The organism is Candidatus Pantoea floridensis (assembly GCF_900215435.1).
Classification (GTDB): domain Bacteria; phylum Pseudomonadota; class Gammaproteobacteria; order Enterobacterales; family Enterobacteriaceae; genus Pantoea; species Pantoea floridensis.
Window position 1 is genome coordinate 3,623,435 of the sequence record NZ_OCMY01000001.1, and the last position, 22,157, is coordinate 3,645,591.

Genomic DNA, 22,157 nt, shown 5'->3' on the forward strand with positions numbered 1-22,157 from the left:
CCCATCATGGCACTGATTTCCCTGGCGCAGGGGTTAACTCATGCGCAGCAAAACAGTTACGCGCTCGGCGCGTTCAACGTCCTCGACACGCATTTCCTGCGGGCGCTCTTTCAGGCGGCAGAGCAGCAGCGCTCACCGTTTATCATCAGCATCGCCGAGGTGCATTTTAAATATGTCAGCCTTGAACATCTGGTGGCGGCGGTGCGCACCGAAGCGGCGCTGCACGACATTCCGGTGGTGCTGCATCTCGATCACGGCCTGCATTTTGAGGCGGTGATGCAGGCGATTCGTCTCGGCTTTACCTCGGTGATGTTTGATGGATCGACGCTCAGCTACGACGAAAACGTGCGCCAGACGCGCGAAGTGGTGAAGATGTGCCACGCGCTCGGCGTGTCGGTGGAAGCGGAGCTCGGTGCGGTGGGCGGCGATGAAGGCGGTGCGCTGTTTGGCGAAGCTGACAGCGATAAATTCACCGATCCGGCGCAGGCCGCTGACTTTGTCCGCTCAACCGGTATTGATTGCCTGGCGGTGGCGATTGGCAACGCACACGGCAAATACAAAGGCGAACCGAAGCTCGATTTCGACCGGCTGGCGGCGATTCGTACCACGGCGGGCATTCCGCTGGTGCTGCACGGCGGTTCAGGGATCAGCGATGCTGACTTCCGTCGTGCCATCAGCCTTGGCATCAACAAAATTAACTTCTACACCGGCATGTCGCAGGCAGCGCTGGGCGCGATTGAAACGCAGATTAGCCAGCGTGATGCACGCTATGACGCCTTTGCCGAGCTGTTGATGGCGGTGGAACGTGATATCGCCAACGTGGTGGCGCAGCAGATGCAGGTGTTCGGCAGCGCCGGGAGGGCCTGAAAGATGGCGCGTAATGGCATCATCGGGGCGGGCAGCATGCTGGTGGACCACGTACAGCGTATCAGCCACTGGCCGGAGCAGGGCTGGCTGACGGAAATTCATCACAGCGAAAAATGCAGCGGTGGGGCGGCGCTCAATGTGCTGTTTACGCTGGCGCGCATGCAGGTGAATTTGCCGCTGGCGGCCGTGGGTATGGTCGGTGAAGACAGCGATGGCGAGTATATTGTGCAACGGCTGGACGAACATCACATCGATCGTCAGTTTGTGCAGCAAACGCGCCTTAGCAGTACCGCGATGACCCAGGTGATGACCGCGCCGGATGGCCAGCGCACTTTCTTTCACGCGCGCGGCGCGAATGCACAGCTCGACCTGGCACATTTTGCCGCCGTTGTGACGCCTCACCGCATCTTCCATCTGGGATATTTGCTGTTGCTGGATAGTCTCGATGTGCCCGACGACGACTATGGCACGCGCAGCGCACGTTTATTGGCGCAAATGCAGCAGCGCGGCTACCTCACCTCACTCGATCTGGTCTCGCGCGCGGGGGAATATCGTCCGCTGGTGCTGCCCGCGCTGCGTTGGCTCGATTATCTGGTGATCAATGAGCTGGAAGCGCAATCGCTGACCGGCGTGCAATTACGGACAGCGCATGGTCTTGCTGCGCCGGAAGCTTTCGCTGTCGCTGCGGCATGGCTGATGCAGCAGGGCGTGCGTCAGCGTGTGGTGATCCATGCACCGGAAGGCGCGTGGGGACAGCAAACCAATGGGGAAGGGCGCTGGCAGCCAGCGTGGTGCTTAACGCCAGAAGAGATTGTGGGCAGCGTGGGGGCGGGCGATGCGTTCTGCGCTGGCGTGTTGTATGCCAGCCATGAAGGCTGGTCGCTAGCGGAAACGCTGAAGCTGGCGCATACCTGTGCCAGTTTTAATCTGCATGCCGCAAATGCGCTGGACGGCACCCGGCCACTGGCCGAGATGCAGCGCTGGATGGATCAGGCGATCTGCGTTTCGCGCGCCGAAGAGGCTGGTCGCATGACGTCGGCGGAGAAAACGTAGCCGAGTCCGCGGATGGTGCGGATAAGGCTGGGCTGATGCGGATTGGCTTCGATTTTACGCCGCAGCCGCATGATCAGCACATCAATGGTGCGATCGAAAACGTCGAGGCTTTCGCTGTGCGTTAGCTCCAGCAGTTGATCGCGCGTTAACACTTTACGCGCATGTGCCACCAGCGCGCGCAATAGCGTGTACTCGCCCTGGGTAAGCGGCACACTTTCACGTTGCGGATTAAAGAGCTGGCAGCGCGCATCATCCAGACGCCAGCCGTTAAATTGCCAGCCCTCATCCTGCAGAATTTCCGGCTGCGCCAGCCGGCCGCAGCGACGTAATGCGGCCCGCGCACGCGCCACGACCACGCGCGGATTAAACGGCTTGGCGATGTAATCGTCCGCCCCCATCTCCAGGCCTACCACCATATCTGCTTCCGAGCCCATGCCGGTTAACATGATCACCAGCACATCGGGACGCTGCCGCTGCATCTGTTGCAGCACCAGCAAACCATTGGTATCGGGCAGCATCATATCCAGCATCACCAGCGAGATTTCCGGATGCAGTGCCAGCAGCGTGAGCGCATCTTTGCCCTGATGGCAGCTGTAAACAGTAAAAACATGTTCATTTAAGACATCATGCAGCAGTTCGCATATCGCACGATCGTCATCGACCACCAAAATCGCGGGCTTCATGGGGGCGCCTCTTTTGTTACGAAAGGGTTAAAAGCAGTGTAACCCGACGTTTTTTGCTTGCTGAAACCAGCACCAGAAACGTGAGCGCCATCGCCTGTGACAGTACGAAAGCGTGCTGTGCAGCACCATTTTGCCGTCATCATCGCGGGGAGGGAAAACGATTGCGCGGCAGCGGTGCAATGCACCATAATCGCGCCTCGTTATGGTTCAGAATTATCTCAGCCTCACAGGTAATCAGAAACGTAATCGATTGCGTACGAGGCTGGCATAGCTATTGCTATTAGAGACAAGGGTAAGCGGACGATTTACTCAACGCCGCCTGGCCTTCACTACAAAAATAAACATGTAAACCACATTGGCAAGTGAGAACGCGCATTGGTGCCGACTCCGCTCATGAGAGATGATGATGTTAGAAAAACTCTTCAAATTAAAAGCGCATAACACAACGGTCCGCACGGAAATCATTGCGGGTATCACGACCTTTCTGGCGATGGCCTACATTCTGTTTGTTAACCCGAGCATCCTCGGCGCAACCGGCATGGATAAAGGCGCGGTCTTCGTCGCAACCTGTCTGGCGGCGGCGATTGGCTGTGTGCTGATGGGCCTGATCGCTAACTACCCGATTGCCCTTGCACCGGGCATGGGTCTTAACGCCTTCTTCACTTATACCGTGGTTCTGCACATGGGATACACGTGGCAAGTCGCGCTGGGCGCGGTGTTCTTGTCAGCGGTGATTTTCTTTGCCATGTCGCTTTTCAAAATTCGTGAGTGGATTATTAACAGCATTCCGCTGCCGCTGCGTGCGGGCATTGGTGCTGGCATCGGCCTGTTCCTGGCGATTATTGCCCTGGAAGGCGCGAGTATCGTGGTGGACAATCCGGCAACGCTGGTTGGCCTGGGCGATTTGACCAAACCTGGCCCGCTGTTAGCGCTGCTTGGCTTCTTTATCATTGTGGTGCTGGAAGCGCGTCGCGTAACCGGCGCGGTACTGATCGGCATTCTGGTGGTCACCTTCATTTCTATGGGTATTGGCCTGACGCCGTTTGGCGGTGTGTTCTCCGCGCCACCCTCCATTGCGCCGACCTTGATGCAGCTGGATATTGCTGGTGCGTTTAATGTGGGCCTGGTGAGCGTGATTTTCGCTTTCCTGTTTGTGGATGTGTTCGATAACACCGGCACTTTGCTGGGTGTGACCAAACGTGCAGGATTAGCGGATGAGCAGGGCAACGTGCCGAAAATGGGCCGTGCGCTGATTGCCGATAGCGCCGCAGCACTGTTCGGTTCGCTGCTCGGCACCTCAACCACCACCAGCTATGTGGAATCTGCTGCAGGCGTTAGTGCCGGTGGTCGCACCGGTTTGACTGCGATTGTGGTGGCTATCCTCTTCCTGCTCAGCCTGTTCTTCTCGCCGCTGGCGGGCAGCGTACCGGTGTATGCAACGGCACCTGCGCTGCTGTTTGTGGCGGTATTGATGGCCTCGGGTTTAGCGGATATTGACTGGAAAGACATCACCACTGCGGCGCCAGTGACCGTGACGGCGCTAACCATGCCGCTGACTTATTCCATCGCCAACGGTATTGCCTTTGGCTTCATCACCTGGACCGTGGTGAAACTGCTGAGCGGACGCACCAAAGAGGTGAATCCGGCGCTGATTATTCTGTCAATTCTGTTTGTCATCAAACTGGGTTGGCTGAGCGCGTAATGGTTATTTAACGGAAGCCCGATCGGGCTTCCGTGTCTGCTGTTGCAATCCTCTGCTTATTTTCTGCGTGACACCTCGCAATCCCTTTTGATGCTCACTTCTCTTCCCTCTCGGGTCGGCCTAGGCTGTGCGTGTTGTTTAATCCTGCCCTGTAAAATAGTGCTGCGAATGGCGGGATCGTGGAATGTTAACGCTGCGCAAATCTGTTTCACTAACAGAGTGGTGGAAAGATTGTGCGAAAGCGATGGAAGAGGATTCGGTAATGGATTACCCCATAAGCAATACAACTCGCGTGTTCCCACCGCTAATTTTTGATGTTGGTAACAAAGGAGATCATCAAATGGAACAGTTAACCAAGCGGGTTGAACAGCTGGAAAAAAACACGCAGCAGATTCAGACGGATGTGGCTGTGCTAACCGCGCGTTCAGAACATTTTTCTACCAAGGCGGATATCGAAAAGGTTCGAGCCGAGCAGGGGGCAATGCGTGTCGAGATTATGGGCGAGCTAGGGGCGCTTGAACAACGTATCGATAAAAAGTTTGAGCGGATGGAAGAGAAATCCGAACTGAAGTTCGACAAAATAGATGCACGGTTCGCAAGGATTGATGAGAAGTTCGAAAGAGTTGATCAAAGATTCAATCAGCTGGAAGAAAAAATATCTGCCTTTAACAACAGTCTTACCTGGAAAATCATGTTACCGACTTGCCTTCTGGTGTTGGCGTGGTTTGTTCAGAATATTGTTTTGAAAATGTCATGACGCGCTTTACTGCACTGTTCCGGCCCCACAAGGGCCGGAACTCATCATGATTATCTAAACGGCGGCTCGTTGAAGGTTCTGAGCTTCCTTGAGTGCAGCTTATCGCCCTCGGCACGCAGCAGTTCCACCGCGCAGATGCCGATCTGCAGGTGCTCAGAAATCGCCCCTTCATAGAAGCGGTTTGCCTGGCCAGGCAGTTTGATCTCGCCGTGTAGCGGTTTATCGGACACGCACAGTAACGTGCCATACGGCACGCGGAAGCGGTAACCCTGCGCGGCGATGGTGGCGCTCTCCATATCGACCGCCACGGCGCGGCTCAGGTTGAAGCGCAGCGCAGAAGCGGAGTAGCGCAGCTCCCAGTTGCGGTCATCGGTGGTGACGACCGTGCCCGTACGCAGGCGCTGCTTAACCTCTTCGCCCGGCATGCCGCTCACCGCTTTGGTGGCGTCATACAGCGCGCGCTGCACTTCGGCGATGCTTGGGATCGGGATATCCGGCGGCAATACGCTGTCGAGTACGTGATCGTCACGCAGGTAGGCGTGTGCGAGGACATAATCGCCAATGGTCTGGCTTTCACGCAGGCCGCCGCAGTGGCCAATCATCAGCCAGGCGTGAGGGCGAATCACTGCCAGATGATCGCAGATAGTTTTAGCATTGGATGGACCCACGCCGATGTTCACCAGCGTAATGCCGCGACGATTCGGTGACGTCAGGTGCCAGGCGGGCATTTGGTGTTTCTTCCACGCCAGATCGGACATCATCGCCGTTGGGTCTGGTGTCTCGGCGGTGATCACCACCTCACCGGCACAGGCCAGGCTGTCATACGGCGTACTGGGATCCTGCACTTGCTCAATGGCCCAGCGCACAAATTCATCTACGTAGCGTGTGTAGTTAGTAAACAGCACGAACGGCTGAAAATGCTCAACGCTGGTGCCGGTGTAGTGACGCAGACGTGCCAGCGAGAAATCGGTGCGCAGCGCATCGAAGTGCGACAGCGGGAAAATGGCATTGGCGTGGAATAGGCCGTCTGCCGTTTCATCGCCAATCTGCGACAGTTCGGTGGTGGGGAAATGGCGCGCGATGCTGGCGCTCATGGAGCGATCGAGCGACAAACCGTCGATCACATACGGATAAGGAATCTCCTGCTGTGATGGCCCCACTTCAATCTGCACGTCATACTCCTTCTCCAGCATGTGCAACTGCTCGCTAAGGTAGTGACGCAGCAGCGCCGGGCGCGTGATGGTGGTGCTGTAGCTGCCCGTATGGGTGAAGCGTCCCCAGGCGCGGGTGCGATTTTTCTGCGGGCCTTCGCCCAGCCAGGTGATACGCAGCTGCGGATAAACAAACAGGCCTTGTTGGCGTGCGGCTTCATCCGGCACTTGTCCGGTCGCCGTGAAATCGCGAATGGCGTTGCGCAGGGCGTCAACCGCCGCATCATAAAGACGCTCTAATTCGTCCAGCGCTTGCTGGCTGCTTAATCCGTTCCGTTGCGTGTTCATAGGTTCTCCTTCAGGAAACGTGGACCGTTTTCACCAGAGCATAGCGGATAAACCCCTCACGACGATGAAGAATCTGTGATCAACCGCATTCTGCACCATCGCGGTGCTGGTGTGTGGCGTAACCTTGGCTATGTTTATGATCAGCAGGGATGTTACATCGCGTGTCTCCAGTCCTGGCGCGATGCCAATGCAAAAACCGCCCGCGTTATAATAAGTTGGCGAGATTATTGCTTGATTTTCAACCGTAGCCTTAATGAACCTAAGCTGTTGAGCTCAGGGCGCACATTGATGCGTGACTGAAAGCAGATCGCCATGAGTGGCGATCTCAGGGGATTTTATTGGCCGCACGCTGTTCCGCCGAAGTTTCAGAAATTGATTTCTCCCAGGCCGTGGTATGGCTCCGTTCCTGACCCGTTGAGGATTGAAAGCATGTCTTTGAAATTCATAAAACACCCAATGAAGGTGGCGATTGCAGGTTGTTTAAGCGTGGCTTTTTACGCTCAGGCAGAGATTAAAATTGGCGTGGCCGGTCCTTTCTCTGGGCCCAATGCGACCTACGGCGCGCAATACTGGAAAGGCGCCAGCCAGGCAGCGGAGGACATCAATGCCGCCGGCGGCATTAACGGTGAGAAAATCGTGCTGGTGCAGGGGGACGACGCCTGCGAGCCAAAACAGGCGGTCTCTGTCGCTAACCGCTTAGTCGATCAAGACAAAGTGATGGCGGTAGTGGGCCACTTCTGCTCCTCATCCACCATGCCGGCGTCGGAAGTCTATGATGAGGCTGGCGTGCTGGCGATTACGCCTGGATCTACCAACCCGCAAATCACCGAGCGCGGTATGAAAACCATGTTCCGCATGTGTGGTCGTGACGACCAGCAGGGCGCAATTGCCGCCGATTACATCATTGATAAGCTCAAAGCCAAAAAAGTCGCGATTATTCATGACAAGGACACCTACGGTCAGGGCTTAGCGGATGCCACGAAAGCCTCGCTGGAGAAGCGCGGCGTAAAAGAGGTGCTGTATGAAGGGCTTTCGCGGGGTGAGAAAGATTTCAATGCGCTGGTCACGAAAATTGGCGCGCTGAAACCTGACGTGGTCTATTTCGGCGGATGTCATCCGGAAGCCGGTCCGTTGGTACGCCAGATGCGTGAGCAAGGCGTGAATGCTGCCTTCTTCTCCGGTGACTGCATCGTCACCGAGGAGATGGTGACGGCGGCAGGCGGCCCGCAGTACACCAAAGGGGTGTACATGACCTTTGGCAACGATCCGCGCACCATTGCCGATGGCAAAGCGGTGATCGAGAAATTCCGCGCCGGCGGTTTTGAGCCCGAAGGTTACACCTTATATGCCTATGCTTCCGTGCAGACGCTGGCAGCCGCGTACAAAGCGGCCGGTAAAGATAACGCTAAAGCCAGCGACTGGCTGAAAGCTAACAGCGTGGATACCGTGATGGGCAAAAAAGCGTGGGATACAAAAGGTGACCTCAAAGTCTCGGATTACGTCGTTTATCAGTGGGATGACAAAGGCAAATACCACCAGCTGTAATCTGCCACGCGGCCCCGCACGTTGCGGGGCTATTCGCGATTGAGCGTGAGGTGTGCGCTCCCATTGAGTACGAGACGAGATTATGGACGCCTTCTTCTTACAGCAACTGATTAACGGTTTAACGCTGGGTGCGGTTTATGGCTTGATCGCCATCGGCTACACCATGGTTTACGGCATCATCGGCATGATCAACTTCGCCCACGGCGAGGTGTATATGATCTCCGCCTATCTGTGCGCAATTGGCTTATCGCTCCTCAGTTTCTTTGGCATTCACTCCTTTCCGCTGCTGATTTTCGGCACACTGATCTTCACCATCATTGTTACGTCGGCCTACGGCTGGGCGATTGAGCGTATTGCCTATCGGCCGCTGCGTAACTCAACGCGGCTTGCACCGCTGATCTCGGCGATTGGCATGTCGCTGATTTTGCAAAACTATGTACAGCTTAGCCAGGGACCGAATCAGCAGGGGATTCCAACGCTGCTGACGGGCGTGCTGCGTATGGAGATTGATGGCGGCGTGGTGCAAATCACCTGGACTAAAATTTTCATTTTGATCGCGGCCTTGTGCGGCATGGCGCTGCTAACGTGGGTTATCCAATACACCAAGCTGGGACGAATTTGCCGCGCGGTGCAGCAGGACCGGCGCATGGCATCGATTCTCGGGATTAATACCGATCGGGTGATCTCGCTGGTTTTTGTCATTGGCGCGGCGATGGCCGGATTAGCTGGCGTGCTGGTCACTATGAATTATGGCACTTTTGATTTCTACGCCGGATTCATCATTGGTATTAAAGCCTTTACCGCGGCGGTGCTCGGCGGCATCGGTTCGCTGCCGGGCGCAATGCTGGGCGGATTGCTGCTCGGCGTGGCGGAAGCGCAGTTCGCTGGCATGGTGAACTCGGATTACAAAGATGTGTTCTCGTTTTCGCTGCTGGTGGTGATTTTGATCTTCCGCCCGCAAGGATTGCTGGGACGACCGCTGGTTGCGAAAGTGTGAGGACGTTTTGATGAAGGCAATGACGCAAAATCCGCTGCGCCAGGCACTGCTCGACACGCTGCTGGCAGGACTGGTGGCGCTGGTGGTCTTTGGGCCGATCGTTGGCGTAGTGCTTGATGGTTACAGTTTCACACTCTCACCGCAGCGCGTGGGGCTGCTGGTGGCCGTGGTGATGGCGGGACGCTTGCTGTTTAGCGTGTTTATCCTCGCCCCCTTTGGCCAGCGCGTTATGCGTAAGTTTGCCGGCGGGGATGATGGCGTTTACGTGCGCGATCCCGGCTACCGCTCGCGCCTGCGCTGGATTCTGCCGCTGCTGCTGATCGTGGCGCTGGCCTTTCCGTTTCTTTCCAGTAAATACCTGCTGACGGTGGCGATTCTTGGCCTGATCTACGTGCTGCTCGGGCTAGGTTTAAACATTGTGGTGGGGCTCGCTGGGTTGCTCGATTTGGGCTATGTCGCCTTCTACGCCATCGGCGCGTACGGCCTGGCGCTCGGCTATCAATACCTTGGATTGGGCTTCTGGAGCATGCTGCCACTCGCCGCGCTGCTGGCCGCTTTTGCCGGTGCGCTGCTGGGATTTCCGGTGCTGCGCATGCACGGTGATTATCTGGCGATTGTTACGCTCGGCTTCGGTGAAATTATCCGCTTAGTGCTGACTAACTGGCTCTCTTTTACCGGAGGGCCGAACGGCGTTTCTGTACCGTCGCCAACCTTCTTTGGCCTTGAGTTTGGTCGGCGCGCGCGCGAGGGGGGCGTGCCGTATCACGAGTTCTTTCATGTCACCTACAACCCAAATATGAAGTTTATTTTCATTTACGTTGTGTTGGTGCTGGTAGTGCTGCTGGTGCTGTGGATCAAACATCGCCTGACGCGCATGCCGATTGGCCGTGCCTGGGAAGCGCTGCGCGAAGATGAAATTGCCTGCCGCGCCATGGGGCTCAATCACGTATTGGTTAAGCTTTCCGCCTTCATGCTGGGTGCTTCCACCGCGGGCATTGCCGGAGTATTTTTTGCCAGCTATCAGGGCTTCGTTAATCCCACGTCATTCACCTTTTTTGAATCGGCGCTGATCCTCGCCATTGTGGTACTCGGCGGTATGGGCTCGACGCTCGGCGTGGTGTTGGCGGCGTTTGTCCTGACGGTGGCGCCCGAACTGTTGCGCAGCTTTGCCGAGTATCGCGTGCTGCTGTTCGGCATGCTAATGGTGCTAATGATGATCTGGCGGCCGCGCGGCCTGGTGCGCACTGCACGCGTCGGTGTGCCGTTACGCAAAGGAGTGCGCCATGAGTGATGCCATCCTGCAAGTGACCAACCTGATGATGCGCTTCGGCGGCATTAAGGCGTTGAATGATGTTAGCCTGGCGGTGGAGCGCGGATCGGTGACCTCACTGATTGGCCCGAACGGCGCAGGCAAAACCACAGTCTTCAACTGCCTGACCGGTTTTTATCGCGCGACGAGCGGGCGCATTGTGCTCAATGCCAACCAGCGCAGCACCGATGTGATTCAGGTGTTGGGACAAAAAATTCATGCAACAGACTTTATCCATCCGGCACGGCTCGGCTCGCGTCTCTGGTACAAGATGTTTGGCGGCGCGCATCTGGTGAACCGCGCCGGGTTGGCGCGCACCTTCCAAAATATTCGGCTATTTCGTGAGATGTCGGTGATTGAGAATTTGTTGGTGGCGCAGCATATGCAGGTCAATCGCCAGCTGCTGGCGGGAGTACTGAACACGCGCGGCTATCGCCAAGCGGAAAATCGTGCACTCGATCGCGCTTTCTACTGGCTGGAAAATGTTGATTTGGTCTCCACTGCCAACCGGCTGGCGGGCACACTCTCTTATGGTCAGCAGCGCAGGCTGGAGATTGCGCGTGCCATGTGTACACGACCAGAATTGATTTGCCTGGACGAACCGGCGGCGGGGTTAAATCCAGTGGAGACTGAGGCGCTGAGCCAGATTTTGCATCGCCTGCGCGCCGACCATCGCATCAGCGTACTGCTGATTGAGCACGACATGCCGATGGTGATGCGCATTTCTGACCACATCGTGGTGCTGGATCACGGTGACGTGATTGCGCAGGGCACACCGCAGCAAATTCGTCACGATGCCAAAGTGATTGCCGCTTATCTGGGTGCAGAAGAGGAGAGCGACCATGGCTGAACCGATGCTGGCGTTTGAGCAGGTGGATGTGTTTTACGGTCCGCTGCAGGCATTGAAACAGGTTTCATTAACGGTTAATCAGGGCGAAACCGTGGCGCTGATTGGTGCCAACGGGGCGGGTAAATCGACCCTGCTGATGTCGATCTTTGGCCAGCCGCGCATCGCCAGCGGCGAGATCCGCCTACGCGGCGAAGCGATCAGCCAGCGCTCAACCCACTTTATCGCCGCCAGCGGTATTGCGCAGGCGCCGGAGGGGCGCCGCATTTTTCCCGATATGACGGTAGAAGAGAATCTGCTGATGGGCACCATCGCCATTGGCGAACGCTTTGTTAAGGAGGATAAAGATCGCATGTATCAGCTGTTTCCGCGCCTGCTGGAGCGGCGTAAGCAGCGCGCCATGACGCTCTCCGGTGGCGAGCAGCAGATGCTGGCGATTGCCCGCGCGTTGATGAGTCGCCCCAAATTATTGTTGCTGGATGAACCCAGTCTTGGGCTCGCGCCGATTGTGGTAAAGCAGATTTTTGCCATCCTGCGCGAGCTAACGCAGCAGGGAATGACGCTGTTTCTGGTGGAGCAGAATGCCAGGCATGCGCTGCAGCTGGCGGATCGCGGTTATGTGATGGTCAATGGCGAGATTCGTCTCAGCGGAAGCGGGGCCGAGTTGCTCAATAACGACGACGTGCGCAGCGCTTATCTGGGAGGTGCAGCCGATCCTGCGGTGCTGGCGACAAAAAGTTTGTAATAATGATTAAATGGTGATGGGAAACACTTTGCATATTTGTCAGTGGCCTATCATCATTATTACTCTTCTTCCTCTCCAAAGTGATTTGGAAATCCCTTGCAAAATCCTGGCGTAGTAATGATGCGGGCGGTTAGAAATACGGCGTGGTATCCCAAACGTCGCTCTTATCGCACGTTGTTCTGGCGTGAAATTACCCCCTTAGCCGTGCCGATCTTTATCGAAAACCTCTGTGTGATGCTCATGGGTGTCCTCAGTACCTTTTTGGTGAGTTGGTTAGGCAAAGAAGCCATGGCGGGCGTGGGTCTGGCCGACAGCTTCAATATGGTGGTGATCTCCTTCTTCGCGGCAATCGATCTCGGTACCACGGTGGTGGTGGCGTTTAGCCTGGCCAAGCGCAACGGTAAGCGTGCGCGCGCGGCGACGCGTCAGTCGCTAGGACTGATGACCGCGCTGGCTTTTGTGCTGGTTATCGCCATTGAGTTCTGGGGACACCTGATCATTGATGTGATTGCCGGCAGCGCGGATCCCAAAGTGAAAGAGCTGGCGCTGAGCTATCTGCAAACTTCGGCGTGGAGCTATCCAGCGGCGGCGATTGCGCTGATTGGCAGCGGTGCACTGCGTGGTGCAGGCAACACTAAAATCCCGATGCTGATTAACGGCGGCATGAACATTCTCAACATCGTGATCAGTAGCGTACTGATATACGGCTGTATGGGTTGGGAAGGATTGGGCTTTGTCGGCGCTGGATTAGGGTTAACCATTTCACGCTATATTGGTGCGGCGGCGGCGATTTACGTGCTGTATCGCGGCATTGCTCCAGCATTGAAAATCTCCATCGCCAGCTATTTCCGTCGCTGGGATCGCAACATTCTGATGGAAGTGTTGGGCATTGGCGTTCCCGCCAGTATCGAATCGGTGCTGTTTAACGGCGGTAAATTGTTGACGCAAATTTTTGTCGCTGGTATGGGCACCAATGAAATCGCCGGGAACTTTATCGCCTTCTCGATTGCTACGCTGATCAACCTGCCGGGCAATGCCCTCGGATCGGCCTCAACCATCATTACGGGACGAAGGCTGGGGCTTAATCAGGTGATGCAGGCGGAACGGCAAATCAAACATGTGTTCTGGCTGGCGATGATCGGATTGTGTTCGCTGGCATTAATCACCGTGCCGCTCGCCGGAACCCTGGCTCAGTTTTATAGCCGCGATCCGGAAGTCATCTCGGTGACGAAACATCTGATTTGGCTGAATGCCGCCTTTATGCCGATTTGGACGGCTTCGTGGGTGCTGCCCGCCAGCCTGAAGGGCGCACGCGATGCGCGCTACACCATGTATGTGTCGATGTTCAGTATGTGGGGCGCACGCGTGGTGGCCGGGTATTTCCTCGGCATTGTGCTGGGCATGGGCGTGGTGGGCGTGTGGCTCGGCATGTTCCTCGATTGGACGGTGCGCGGCCTGTGCTTCTGGTGGCGTTTGAACAGCGGCAAATGGCTAAACAATTACCGCAAGATGATGGCCAAAAGCAGGGAATAGGGGGATTTCCTCCGGTGGTGATGGATTTGTAGAGTGCGCATTGATGCGCACTTTTTTTATATGCATCAGCTGGCAAAGAAGCGCACAACTAATCGTTTTGGTTATATGGCGGGATGAGGTTTACTGTCAGCGTCAATCATTTACGGAGACGCTGACCATGAAAAATTTCTTGCAGCAGTGGTTTAACCAGCTACTCAACGGCGCGACCAAACTCGCAGAAGAGCGCGAGTTCGATCTCAGTAACCACATCGATCTACTGATTCCGCTTAGCCAACTGTATGGCGTTGAATTCCATCCCTCGGTGTATCGCTACTATGAGAGATGAGCGCTTACATCATGTAATGCGCTACAGCTACTGGAATGAACTGTGCGCTGTTGAATAAAAAACCCGCTGTTAGGCCAGCGGGTTTTTTTATGTGCGGCATTAACTGAACGCGTTTTTTACAGCCTGATAATCCCAACAGTAGGTATCTTCCCTCAGGGAGCGCATAGCAACGTGAGTACCTGTATTCCGTATGGCATCAGGGCATTTATCTTTATTCACTGAGGCCGCGTTGTAAAGCACGATGATTTCAAGATTGTCCTTTATTGCTTTCTCACACTCATACTCGATGTAGCTACGGTGATCTACCGACCGCCCTTTTGAACAAGAGCTTGTCCAACTACGGTAACTCGCGCAATACTGACAACGACCACTGCGGGCCGTTTTAGTATTTTTTCCAACAATAAGCACAAATTTTTTTGATGAATTAAATCTTGTTGCCAGTGAGGATTTGATACTGCAGTTTAAACTGCTGTCGCGGGCTTGTGTTAAGTCATGTGCATCGGTAAAAGAAAGACCCCAATGTTTACTCTTATTCCAGTGATGTAACTGATCGATGGCGTCTTTATCGCCATCCCATTCGCCCGCAATATAGGTTCTGGTACGGTATACCATAAATAATCACTCCTTTGTTATTTTGAATACATCTCGCTTAACCAGAGCGTTAAGCTTTACGCTACAATCCATTTCTTGCTGACTGGAGGTCAAATAAGTTGATTTGGCTGATCTTGTCTTTATGAATCATGATGGTTAATTTTGCGGGGTGTTTAAAGCGCATTTCACTCACTCGGAAAGTCCAGAGCATAATTTTCAGCAGTTCTTCATCATTGATCCGCTTGTGTCCCTTTATTCTTGTGATGCCTGACCCAAAAATAGGCACCGTGACGCTTTTCTGGGCATACACACGATTAACGCTATCCCAAAAATTAATCAGAAACGCCAGGTATTCAGGCATTGATAAATGGGCTTCATTAAATTTATTAAACCGGGCAAAAGCCGTTAACAGATAATCGTCCCAGACGCAGATGGTTCCAAGCTTATAACTTTGATTTTTACCTGATAATCTAGTGGTATTAAGCGCGGCAACATCCTCCCTTGCAAAGGCATAATTATCAATGTGTTCATCCAGTTTTTCTCGCGAACAGGAGAGATGCTCAGTAATAAACTTACCGTTGAGACTTTGACGAGCAATGACGATATCATCTACCTTCGTGTCAAAGTACTCGTTAAAAGCAATCGCCTTGAGACCTTGCTCCGCAAAAACATCACCCGTTTTAATCGTTACCGTGCTGCCTTCAACGGTCAAATTAATTGCTCTAAGCTTATTCGCCCTGCGCCAGATGAAAAGATAAACCAGGATTAATAGGATAATGCATGTCACGCCTGCGATATCTTTATATTCTAGCGGGATATCCTTAAATAAAACTACCGCAGCGATGCAACCAGTAATAGCTGAAGCATAGTTACAAAAATCGCTTCTCACTTTTGCATCAAAAAATCTGACTTTTAACATATCCGACTTTCCTTTGTTATGAGTGGTATCCTTAATCCCTAAGGCTCATTCGCAATTGAAAGTAAACGTGAGACAGCCAAAAATCCACATAAAATATACGTGTTTAATTAAAAGTATGATCCAGCGACAGGTAATTTTGAAAACCTGGGATTTTTTTAAGTTGTTGATAACAGTTTTGTATCTTCACGCTGTCGGAAACCACAATGCAAAAAGCCCGCTTAGTTTCCTAAGCGGGCTTCTCTAAATATGGCTCCTCTGACTGGGATCGCCTTTGCCAGTAACTGGCTAATAAGTAAGCTAATGCTGAAAGCTCTCCCTGTCAAGACCACCAGAATGACCACCAATCGAAGCAGTTTCTACAAACTGATGTGTGCGGCCTCGTGCATTTGGTGATCGCTACTATTGTCACTGACGTCCCAAGTAGTAGATAACAACGTCAGTTTGTAATATCGGGTTGTTGACCCTGCCCCCGAATATGATCCAGGCATAACCGGCTTCATGTCAGCTGCAATCAGTCGGCAGACCCTTGCGGCGTCGCCTGCGTTTTACACCCCAGCCGTTAAGGTTACAAATGCGGTATACCCGCTTGTTGTCTAATCAGTCAATATCAGGGGCAGATGGGGTCTTGCTTACGGCAAAGTTTCAGGGCCGTAACCCCGGGTTCGGCCTCGCGGACAATATTGATGACATTATCGTCGGAAAAGGATTCTTCATGAGGATGTACTCATGTGACGGATGAAGATATTGCTAACCTTGCGGTGTGTTAATCAATGGGAAGCAGGTCAAGAGAGGCTGCCATTACCGATGGCGCGGTTGAGTTGATTTCACAAACGTTTCGAGGCTTATAGAATTCATGTCACACATAGGTTGATCATCATATAATGCATCGTGTATGTAGGTATAATCTTGTCAGCTGCGCTGACAACCTGTGAGTTATTTAGCGTTTATTATCATTTGATTCATCTCTGAACCCTTTGCTTCACCGTACAACCATCTCTGCAGTAATCGACTGTCTTCAGACAGATCCATATTCTGTCGAGTACATAAATAATAGTCCCTGCCATCATCGATTTCGTGGTCGAAAAGCTTCACCAGTTCGCCTGATGCAAGAAAAGGGGCGATCATCGGCTCCCTCAACAGGCCACATCCCAGACCTGCGCGCACCGCAGCCAACGTCAGTAACCCATCTTCAAAGATGGGACCCTCTTTCCTGAAATGCGTGATATCGAGACTGTTGAACCACTGCTGCCATGCATTCCTCTCCTCATCATGCACTTTTTTTGTTTGTGCCAGGATTTCAGGAGTATCGATATAGCCATGTGTGCGTAAAAAATCCTTGCTGGCAACTGGCACCATTTTCCCGGAGATCAGCTTTTCTGCATTGTATCCCGCCCATTGTCCGGTACCGAAGCGAATAGAAAGGTCAGAGGCATCGCTGTGATAATTACGGTGATTGGCATACACCACGTTAATTTCAATTTGCGAATGGATATTCGAGAATTTAGGCAGTCTGGGAATAAACCAACTCATGCCAAAAAGGGGAATCAGGCTGATAGTCACTTTGCGTGAGGGATTTTGCTCCATGATATGCCCTGTCGCTTGTCGGAGTACCGAAAATGCAGAACGAATGGAGCGATAATATTCCCTGCCCGACGAACTAAGAACCAGCCGGCGGCCTTGGCGATCGGTTAGCGGCAGCTGCAAAAAGTTTTCCAACACGCGAAGCTGATGGCTCACCGCGGAAGGCGAGATATTTAGCTCTTGCGCCGCTGCACTCAAGCTACCTAAACGCGCGATGGCTTCGAACACACGTACAGCGCGTAAAGGTGGATCATCCGAAAACGCTGTATGTGATGCGAAATCATCATCGATTGATTGTTCTGTTTTTCTCATATAAACCACTATTTCTCAGCGGTGGGAACTCTCTAGTTGAAAATAAGTTAACTTAAATCATATGGTTATAGGTAATTAATTTTGCCATAAGTAAGAATATATACGTATTTTACAATTTTGCTCAGTTATCGGATGTTAAGCGCGCAACAGCTAATTCCGGATAACTACTGTGGATACATTTATACAACAACTGATTAATGGCCTGATGCTTGGCAGCATTTATGGCCTGATAGCGCTTGGATACACCATGGTGTACGGAATTTTGCGCATCATTAATTTTGCACACGGCGACATTTTGATGACTGGGGCACTGACTACCCTGTCTGGGATGCAGTTGCTTACTCAACATTTCCCACACTTAAATGCACTGGTCGTACTAACGATTGCCACTCTGCTGGCAATGGGTGTTTGCGCGCTACTAGCAATGGGCATTGAGCGCTTTGCTTACCGCCGCTTGCGCAATGCTCCGCGCCTGGCACCGTTGATCAGTGGTATTGGCCTTTCTGTCCTGCTCCAGACCTGCGCGATGATCATCTGGAGCCGCAATCCGCTGATGTTCCCGCAAGTTTTATCGATGGATCCGATAGCGATCACCGCCGGTGATGCACAGCATCCCCCTGCCATTATTACTGTTACCGGTATTGTCACCTTCCTGCTGGCCTTGAGCGCCATGGCAGGGTTGTGGTTGCTGGTGGGGTTTACTCGGCTGGGACGCGGTATGCGTGCCGTTGCTGAAAACCCTCGCGTAGCCAGCCTAATGGGCGTCAACCCAAACCGCATCATCACGTTGACCTTTGCCATCGGGGGTGTTTTCGCCGCTTTAGCAGGAGTCATGATGGCAAGTAACTACGGCAATGCCGGATTCTCGATGGGATTCTTACCGGGAATTAAAGCCTTTACTGCTGCGGTTCTGGGTGGGATTGGCAATATTCGTGGTGCCATGGTGGGCGGAGTGCTGCTGGGTATTATTGAATCGCTGGGCGCGGGCTATCTGGGAGAGCTAACGCATGGCGTCTTTGGCAGTAATTATCAGGATGTTTTTGCTTTCATTATCTTAATTCTGGTGTTGGTGTTCCGACCAGCAGGGTTGTTAGGCGAACGCGTGGCACAGCGTGCCTGAGGATAAGACTATGAGCGCTATTTCATTTGAAAATGTACCCAAACGCCGCCTCAATTCAGGCCTGTTATTACTGATCGCGGGCATGCTCATTGCGCCTTGGCTTGCATCTGCCACGGGTGGTAATTACTGGGTCAGGGTGATTGATTTTACTCTGCTCTACATCATGTTGGCATTAGGGTTGAATATTGTGGTGGGCTTTACGGGCCTGCTGGATATGGGGTTTATTGCCTTTTATGCCGTGGGTGCCTATCTCGCGGCGCTTCTGGCGTCACCGCATCTTATGGATGCCTTTCCCGCCTTGCAGTCCATGTTCTCCCATGGCATGCATACCTCCTATTTGTGGCTGGTGCCGTTAGGCGCTTTTGTTGCGGGTATCTGCGGCATTCTGCTGGGCGCACCCACGCTGGGATTACGTGGTGACTATCTGGCGATCGTCACACTGGGGTTTGGTGAAATCATCCGTATTTTGATGCGTAACCTCGATCGTCCGGTCAATATCACGAATGGTGCAAAAGGCATTTCAGGTATTGATTCCCTGAATCTGTTTGGCCTGAAATTCAGTGGCACTTACCACCTGCTGGGCCAAAAAATTCCGGCACTCTATTTATGGTATTACCTTTTCGCGCTGCTCATCGCGGTCATCATCTTTATCTGTTTACGGTTGCAACATTCGCGCATTGGCCGCGCCTGGCACGCAATTCGTGAAGATGAGGATGTGGCGCGTGCCATGGGTATCAACGTCCGTAACTTCAAGCTGCTGGCATTTGCGCTTGGGGCGTCATTCGGTGGCGTAGCCGGGGTGATGTTCGCGTCTTTCCAGGGGTTTGTCTCACCGGAGTCGTTTACGTTGAACGAGTCAATCGTGGTTCTCGCCATGGTGGTCTTGGGCGGAATTGGGCATGTGCCGGGCGTCATTCTTGGTGCAGTGTTGCTCTCTGCATTGCCCGAAGTACTGAGAAGCCAGGCGATTCCATTGCAGCAGGCACTGTTTGGTAGCGTGATCATTGAACCGGAAATTTTACGTCAGCTGTTTTATGGCCTGGCGCTGGTACTGGTGATGCTGTTCAGGCCGCATGGCCTTTGGCCGGTGCGTCATCCGGGGGTGGCATCATGAATCTGCTGAGCGTGCGTCATTTGCATAAACACTTTGGCGGTATTAAAGCGGTTGATGATGTCAGCCTGAACGTTAAGGCGGGCGACATTTATGGGCTAATTGGGCCGAATGGTGCTGGCAAAACCACCTGTTTTAATCTCATCACCGGGTTATACCGAGCTGACAGTGGCGAATTTGACCTTGCGGGAAAACCCTATACCCCGCAAAGAATAGAAAAAGTCACGCAAGCGGGTATCGCGCGTACTTTTCAGAATCTGCGTTTATTCAACGAGATGAGCGTGCTGGAAAACGTGATGATCGGCAGGCATGTCCGGACACGTAACGGTTTGTGGGCCGCTCTCTCCCGCCATCGCCGCGCGCGTGCTGAAGAGCGTGAGACCGAAACACTGGCATGGCAGTGGCTTGAATACACCGGTATTGCTCAGTTTGCCCACTATCGCGCTTGCGACCTGGCTTACGGCCATCAGCGCCGGTTGGAAATCGCCAGGGCGTTGGCATCGGATCCCAAACTGCTGGCGCTGGATGAACCCGCAGCGGGCATGAATGCGGCAGAAAAAGTCGCGCTAGGTGGTTTGCTGCGCCGCATTCGGGACGATGGTAAAACGCTGCTGATTATTGAGCACGATGTGAAATTGATGATGGGATTGTGCGATCACATCTCGGTACTGGACTACGGCAAAGTGATTGCATCTGGCCATCCAGAGACGGTGCGTCGCCATCCTGCGGTGATCAAAGCTTATCTGGGAGGCCATGCACATGTCTGAGTCTGCGTTACAGATCAAGGATCTTAGCGTGCATTACGGCGGCATACAGGCCGTACGAAGCATCAATATAAGTTTGCAGCCGGGAGAGCAGGGCACGCTTATCGGCGCGAACGGCGCAGGTAAAAGCTCCACTGTACGCGCTATCTGCGGTTTGCAGCCTTACTCCGGCGAAATTTTCTGGCAGGGGCAATCCATCAAAGGTTTGCATCCCAATGAGTTGGTCCAAAAAGGCATTGTGCTGGTACCGGAAGGACGCGGAATTTTTACGCGCATGACAGTGCTGGAGAATCTGCAAATGGGAGCCTGGCACCGCCGTGACCGCACCCATGTTCGCCACCACATTGCGCAGCTAATGGAACAGTTTCCTCGCCTTGCTGAACGAAAACAGCAGTTGGCTGGGCTGCTTTCCGGTGGGGAACAGCAGCTTTTAGCGATTGCCCGAGCACTGCTCAGCAATCCGAAATTACTCATCCTGGACGAACCCTCCATGGGGCTGGCGCCCATCATGGTGGAGCGCATCTTCGAGGTTATCCACTCTCTGCGTACCACTGGCATCACATTACTGCTGATCGAGCAAAACGCGCGGTTGGCCTTGCAAGCCACCGACCACGCTTGGGTGATGGACAGTGGAACCATACCCTATCAGGGGCGCTCGGATGCGTTGCTGAACGACGATCGTATTCAACAAATTTACCTGGGCGAATTGCCCATTTAACTTCACCAACATCAGGGAACACTATGAAAACAATCAAAATGAGTACCATCAGCACTGCACTGCTTCTGGCGGGTATGACTGCTTCGGTGCCTGTACATGCTGACGAAACCATCCTGATCGGTCTGGCGGGCCCACTCACGGGACCTTCAGCGCGTATCGGCAAGGATTTGGAGAACGGTGCTCAACTGGCGATCGATGATGCCAATAAAGCGCACCCGACCGTGGGTGGTAAAGCTGTGACCTTCAAATTGCAGTCGGAAGATGATCAGTCTGATCCACGTGTTGCGGTTGCCGTTGCACAGCGCTTAGTTGACAGCGGTGTGGCCGGGGTGGTGGGACACTGGAATACAGGAACCAGTATCCCTGCCGCGCGGATTTATCATGATGCTGGCATCGCGCAGGTAGCCCCGGTCGCCACAGGGCACGCCTACACGCAGCAAGGCTTTGATACCAGCTTCCGCGTCATGGGTCATGATGATGATGGCGGTAACTATGCAGGTCAGTATGCAATTAAAACGCTAAAAGCGAAGCGTATTGCAGTCATCGACGATCGCACTGCTTTTGGCCAAGGGCTGGCGGATGAGTTCATCAAATCGCTGGAATCGCAGGGCGTCAAAATCGTTGACCGCCAGTATGTGGACGATAAAACTGTAGACTTCAGTGCAGTACTTACGGCTATTCGTAGCAAAAATGCTGACTTGGTGTTTTTCGGAGGCGTTGACAGCCAAGCCGCACCGCTGGCGCGCCGCATTAAACAGCTTGGCATGAACGCAACATTAATGGGTGCGGGTGGGTTTGTTAGTCAGACCTTCCTGACACTGGCGCAAAAAGAAGGGGACGGTGTTGTTGCGCTGGAGCCGGGCTTACCGGTAGATCAAATGCCGGGTGGTAAAGGCTTTGAGCAAGCTTACCAGTCTCGCTATCACACTCACATTGAACTGCATGCGCCATTTGCCTACGACGCTACACGCGTGTTGATTGCTGCGATTGAAAAGGCCAATTCTGTGGATGCAAGCCAATACCTGCCGGTACTGCGTAACATCAATTTTTCCGGCGTGACCGGACAAATCGCCTTTGATGCGCAAGGCAACCTCAAAAATCCATCCTTCACTGTTTACAAAGTCGTGAACGGTAAATGGCAGCCACAGACCGTCGTGGGTGGTGCTGCGAAGTAACGGG

The 22,157-nt window shown here is 53.6% G+C and carries 21 protein-coding genes; 16 read left to right on the plus strand and 5 right to left on the minus strand.

Features of this window, described 5'->3' with window-relative positions:
* The first annotated feature begins 6 nt into the window (after positions 1 to 6).
* Together CRO19_RS16875 and CRO19_RS16880 are read left to right on the plus strand one after the other, a co-directional pair.
* Positions 7 to 867, plus strand: coding sequence for a ketose 1,6-bisphosphate aldolase (locus CRO19_RS16875; protein WP_097096866.1), 861 nt, complete (start codon positions 7 to 9; stop codon positions 865 to 867).
* Between the two features lie 3 nt (positions 868 to 870).
* Positions 871 to 1,920 (plus strand): carbohydrate kinase family protein, encoded by a 1,050-nt coding sequence (locus tag CRO19_RS16880; protein ID WP_097096867.1) that lies wholly within the window; start codon positions 871 to 873, stop codon positions 1,918 to 1,920.
* Here the strand turns inward: CRO19_RS16880 and CRO19_RS16885 are convergent.
* Positions 1,857 to 2,603, minus strand: a complete 747-nt coding sequence (locus CRO19_RS16885; RefSeq protein WP_097096868.1) for a response regulator — start codon at positions 2,601 to 2,603, stop codon at positions 1,857 to 1,859. The genes CRO19_RS16880 and CRO19_RS16885 overlap by 64 nt on opposite strands.
* 403 nt (positions 2,604 to 3,006) lie before the next feature.
* Here CRO19_RS16885 and CRO19_RS16890 point away from each other — a divergent pair, with 403 nt between their 5' ends.
* Together CRO19_RS16890 and CRO19_RS16895 are read left to right on the plus strand one after the other, a co-directional pair.
* A complete protein-coding gene (locus tag CRO19_RS16890; protein ID WP_320204512.1) occupies positions 3,007 to 4,305 on the plus strand; it encodes an NCS2 family permease in 1,299 nt (432 codons plus the stop codon).
* 184 nt (positions 4,306 to 4,489) lie between these two features.
* A complete protein-coding gene (locus CRO19_RS16895; RefSeq protein WP_320204490.1) occupies positions 4,490 to 5,062 on the plus strand; it encodes a hypothetical protein in 573 nt (190 codons plus the stop codon).
* 50 nt (positions 5,063 to 5,112) lie between these two features.
* On the opposite strand, the gene CRO19_RS16900 is transcribed toward CRO19_RS16895, so the two are convergent.
* Entirely contained in the window at positions 5,113 to 6,561 is a 1,449-nt protein-coding gene (locus CRO19_RS16900) for an AMP nucleosidase (protein ID WP_097096869.1), read from the minus strand.
* A gap of 429 nt (positions 6,562 to 6,990) precedes the next feature.
* On the opposite strand from CRO19_RS16900, the gene CRO19_RS16905 reads away from it, so the two are divergent.
* From CRO19_RS16905 to CRO19_RS26120, 7 genes are all read left to right on the plus strand, one after another.
* Positions 6,991 to 8,106 carry a branched-chain amino acid ABC transporter substrate-binding protein gene (locus tag CRO19_RS16905; protein WP_097096870.1) on the plus strand — a complete coding sequence of 372 codons (1,116 nt, stop codon included), beginning with the start codon at positions 6,991 to 6,993 and terminating at the stop codon, positions 8,104 to 8,106.
* A gap of 82 nt (positions 8,107 to 8,188) precedes the next feature.
* Complete coding sequence (locus tag CRO19_RS16910; protein ID WP_097096871.1) at positions 8,189 to 9,103, plus strand: ABC transporter permease subunit; 915 nt, start codon at positions 8,189 to 8,191, stop codon at positions 9,101 to 9,103.
* Between the two features lie 10 nt (positions 9,104 to 9,113).
* Positions 9,114 to 10,394 carry a high-affinity branched-chain amino acid ABC transporter permease LivM gene (gene livM, locus CRO19_RS16915; RefSeq protein ID WP_097096872.1) on the plus strand — a complete coding sequence of 427 codons (1,281 nt, stop codon included), beginning with the start codon at positions 9,114 to 9,116 and terminating at the stop codon, positions 10,392 to 10,394.
* A complete protein-coding gene (locus CRO19_RS16920) occupies positions 10,387 to 11,262 on the plus strand; it encodes an ABC transporter ATP-binding protein (protein WP_097096873.1) in 876 nt (291 codons plus the stop codon). Before livM ends, CRO19_RS16920 begins: the two co-directional genes overlap by 8 nt.
* Positions 11,255 to 12,004 carry an ABC transporter ATP-binding protein gene (locus CRO19_RS16925; RefSeq protein ID WP_097096874.1) on the plus strand — a complete coding sequence of 250 codons (750 nt, stop codon included), beginning with the start codon at positions 11,255 to 11,257 and terminating at the stop codon, positions 12,002 to 12,004. The genes CRO19_RS16920 and CRO19_RS16925 overlap by 8 nt, the downstream gene beginning before the upstream one ends.
* Before the next feature lie 120 nt (positions 12,005 to 12,124).
* On the plus strand, positions 12,125 to 13,537 hold the full coding sequence (locus tag CRO19_RS16930) for an EmmdR/YeeO family multidrug/toxin efflux MATE transporter (RefSeq protein ID WP_097097686.1): 1,413 nt from the start codon (positions 12,125 to 12,127) through the stop codon (positions 13,535 to 13,537).
* Between the two features lie 157 nt (positions 13,538 to 13,694).
* Positions 13,695 to 13,862, plus strand: a complete 168-nt coding sequence (locus CRO19_RS26120) for a hypothetical protein (protein WP_176519164.1) — start codon at positions 13,695 to 13,697, stop codon at positions 13,860 to 13,862.
* A 99-nt stretch (positions 13,863 to 13,961) separates the two neighbouring features.
* Here CRO19_RS26120 and CRO19_RS16935 read toward each other — a convergent pair whose 3' ends face one another.
* The 3 genes from CRO19_RS16935 to CRO19_RS16945 form a co-directional block, all read right to left on the minus strand.
* Positions 13,962 to 14,474 carry a TIR domain-containing protein gene (locus CRO19_RS16935; RefSeq protein ID WP_097096875.1) on the minus strand — a complete coding sequence of 171 codons (513 nt, stop codon included), beginning with the start codon at positions 14,472 to 14,474 and terminating at the stop codon, positions 13,962 to 13,964.
* 61 nt (positions 14,475 to 14,535) lie between these two features.
* On the minus strand, positions 14,536 to 15,372 hold the full coding sequence (locus CRO19_RS16940) for a macro domain-containing protein (RefSeq protein WP_097096876.1): 837 nt from the start codon (positions 15,370 to 15,372) through the stop codon (positions 14,536 to 14,538).
* Between the two features lie 933 nt (positions 15,373 to 16,305).
* Entirely contained in the window at positions 16,306 to 17,265 is a 960-nt protein-coding gene (locus CRO19_RS16945) for a LysR substrate-binding domain-containing protein (protein ID WP_097096877.1), read from the minus strand.
* A gap of 169 nt (positions 17,266 to 17,434) precedes the next feature.
* On the opposite strand from CRO19_RS16945, the gene CRO19_RS16950 reads away from it, so the two are divergent.
* The 5 genes from CRO19_RS16950 to CRO19_RS16970 all read left to right on the plus strand — a co-directional run bounded on the left by CRO19_RS16950 (position 17,435) and on the right by CRO19_RS16970 (position 22,153).
* A complete protein-coding gene (locus tag CRO19_RS16950) occupies positions 17,435 to 18,385 on the plus strand; it encodes a branched-chain amino acid ABC transporter permease (RefSeq protein WP_097096878.1) in 951 nt (316 codons plus the stop codon).
* A gap of 82 nt (positions 18,386 to 18,467) precedes the next feature.
* On the plus strand, positions 18,468 to 19,499 hold the full coding sequence (locus CRO19_RS16955) for a branched-chain amino acid ABC transporter permease (RefSeq protein WP_320204513.1): 1,032 nt from the start codon (positions 18,468 to 18,470) through the stop codon (positions 19,497 to 19,499).
* On the plus strand, positions 19,496 to 20,263 hold the full coding sequence (locus CRO19_RS16960; protein ID WP_097096880.1) for an ABC transporter ATP-binding protein: 768 nt from the start codon (positions 19,496 to 19,498) through the stop codon (positions 20,261 to 20,263). Before CRO19_RS16955 ends, CRO19_RS16960 begins: the two co-directional genes overlap by 4 nt.
* Positions 20,256 to 20,978 carry an ABC transporter ATP-binding protein gene (locus tag CRO19_RS16965; RefSeq protein ID WP_097096881.1) on the plus strand — a complete coding sequence of 241 codons (723 nt, stop codon included), beginning with the start codon at positions 20,256 to 20,258 and terminating at the stop codon, positions 20,976 to 20,978. Before CRO19_RS16960 ends, CRO19_RS16965 begins: the two co-directional genes overlap by 8 nt.
* A 23-nt stretch (positions 20,979 to 21,001) precedes the next feature.
* Positions 21,002 to 22,153 carry a branched-chain amino acid ABC transporter substrate-binding protein gene (locus CRO19_RS16970; RefSeq protein WP_097096882.1) on the plus strand — a complete coding sequence of 384 codons (1,152 nt, stop codon included), beginning with the start codon at positions 21,002 to 21,004 and terminating at the stop codon, positions 22,151 to 22,153.
* Positions 22,154 to 22,157: the final 4 nt, after the last annotated feature.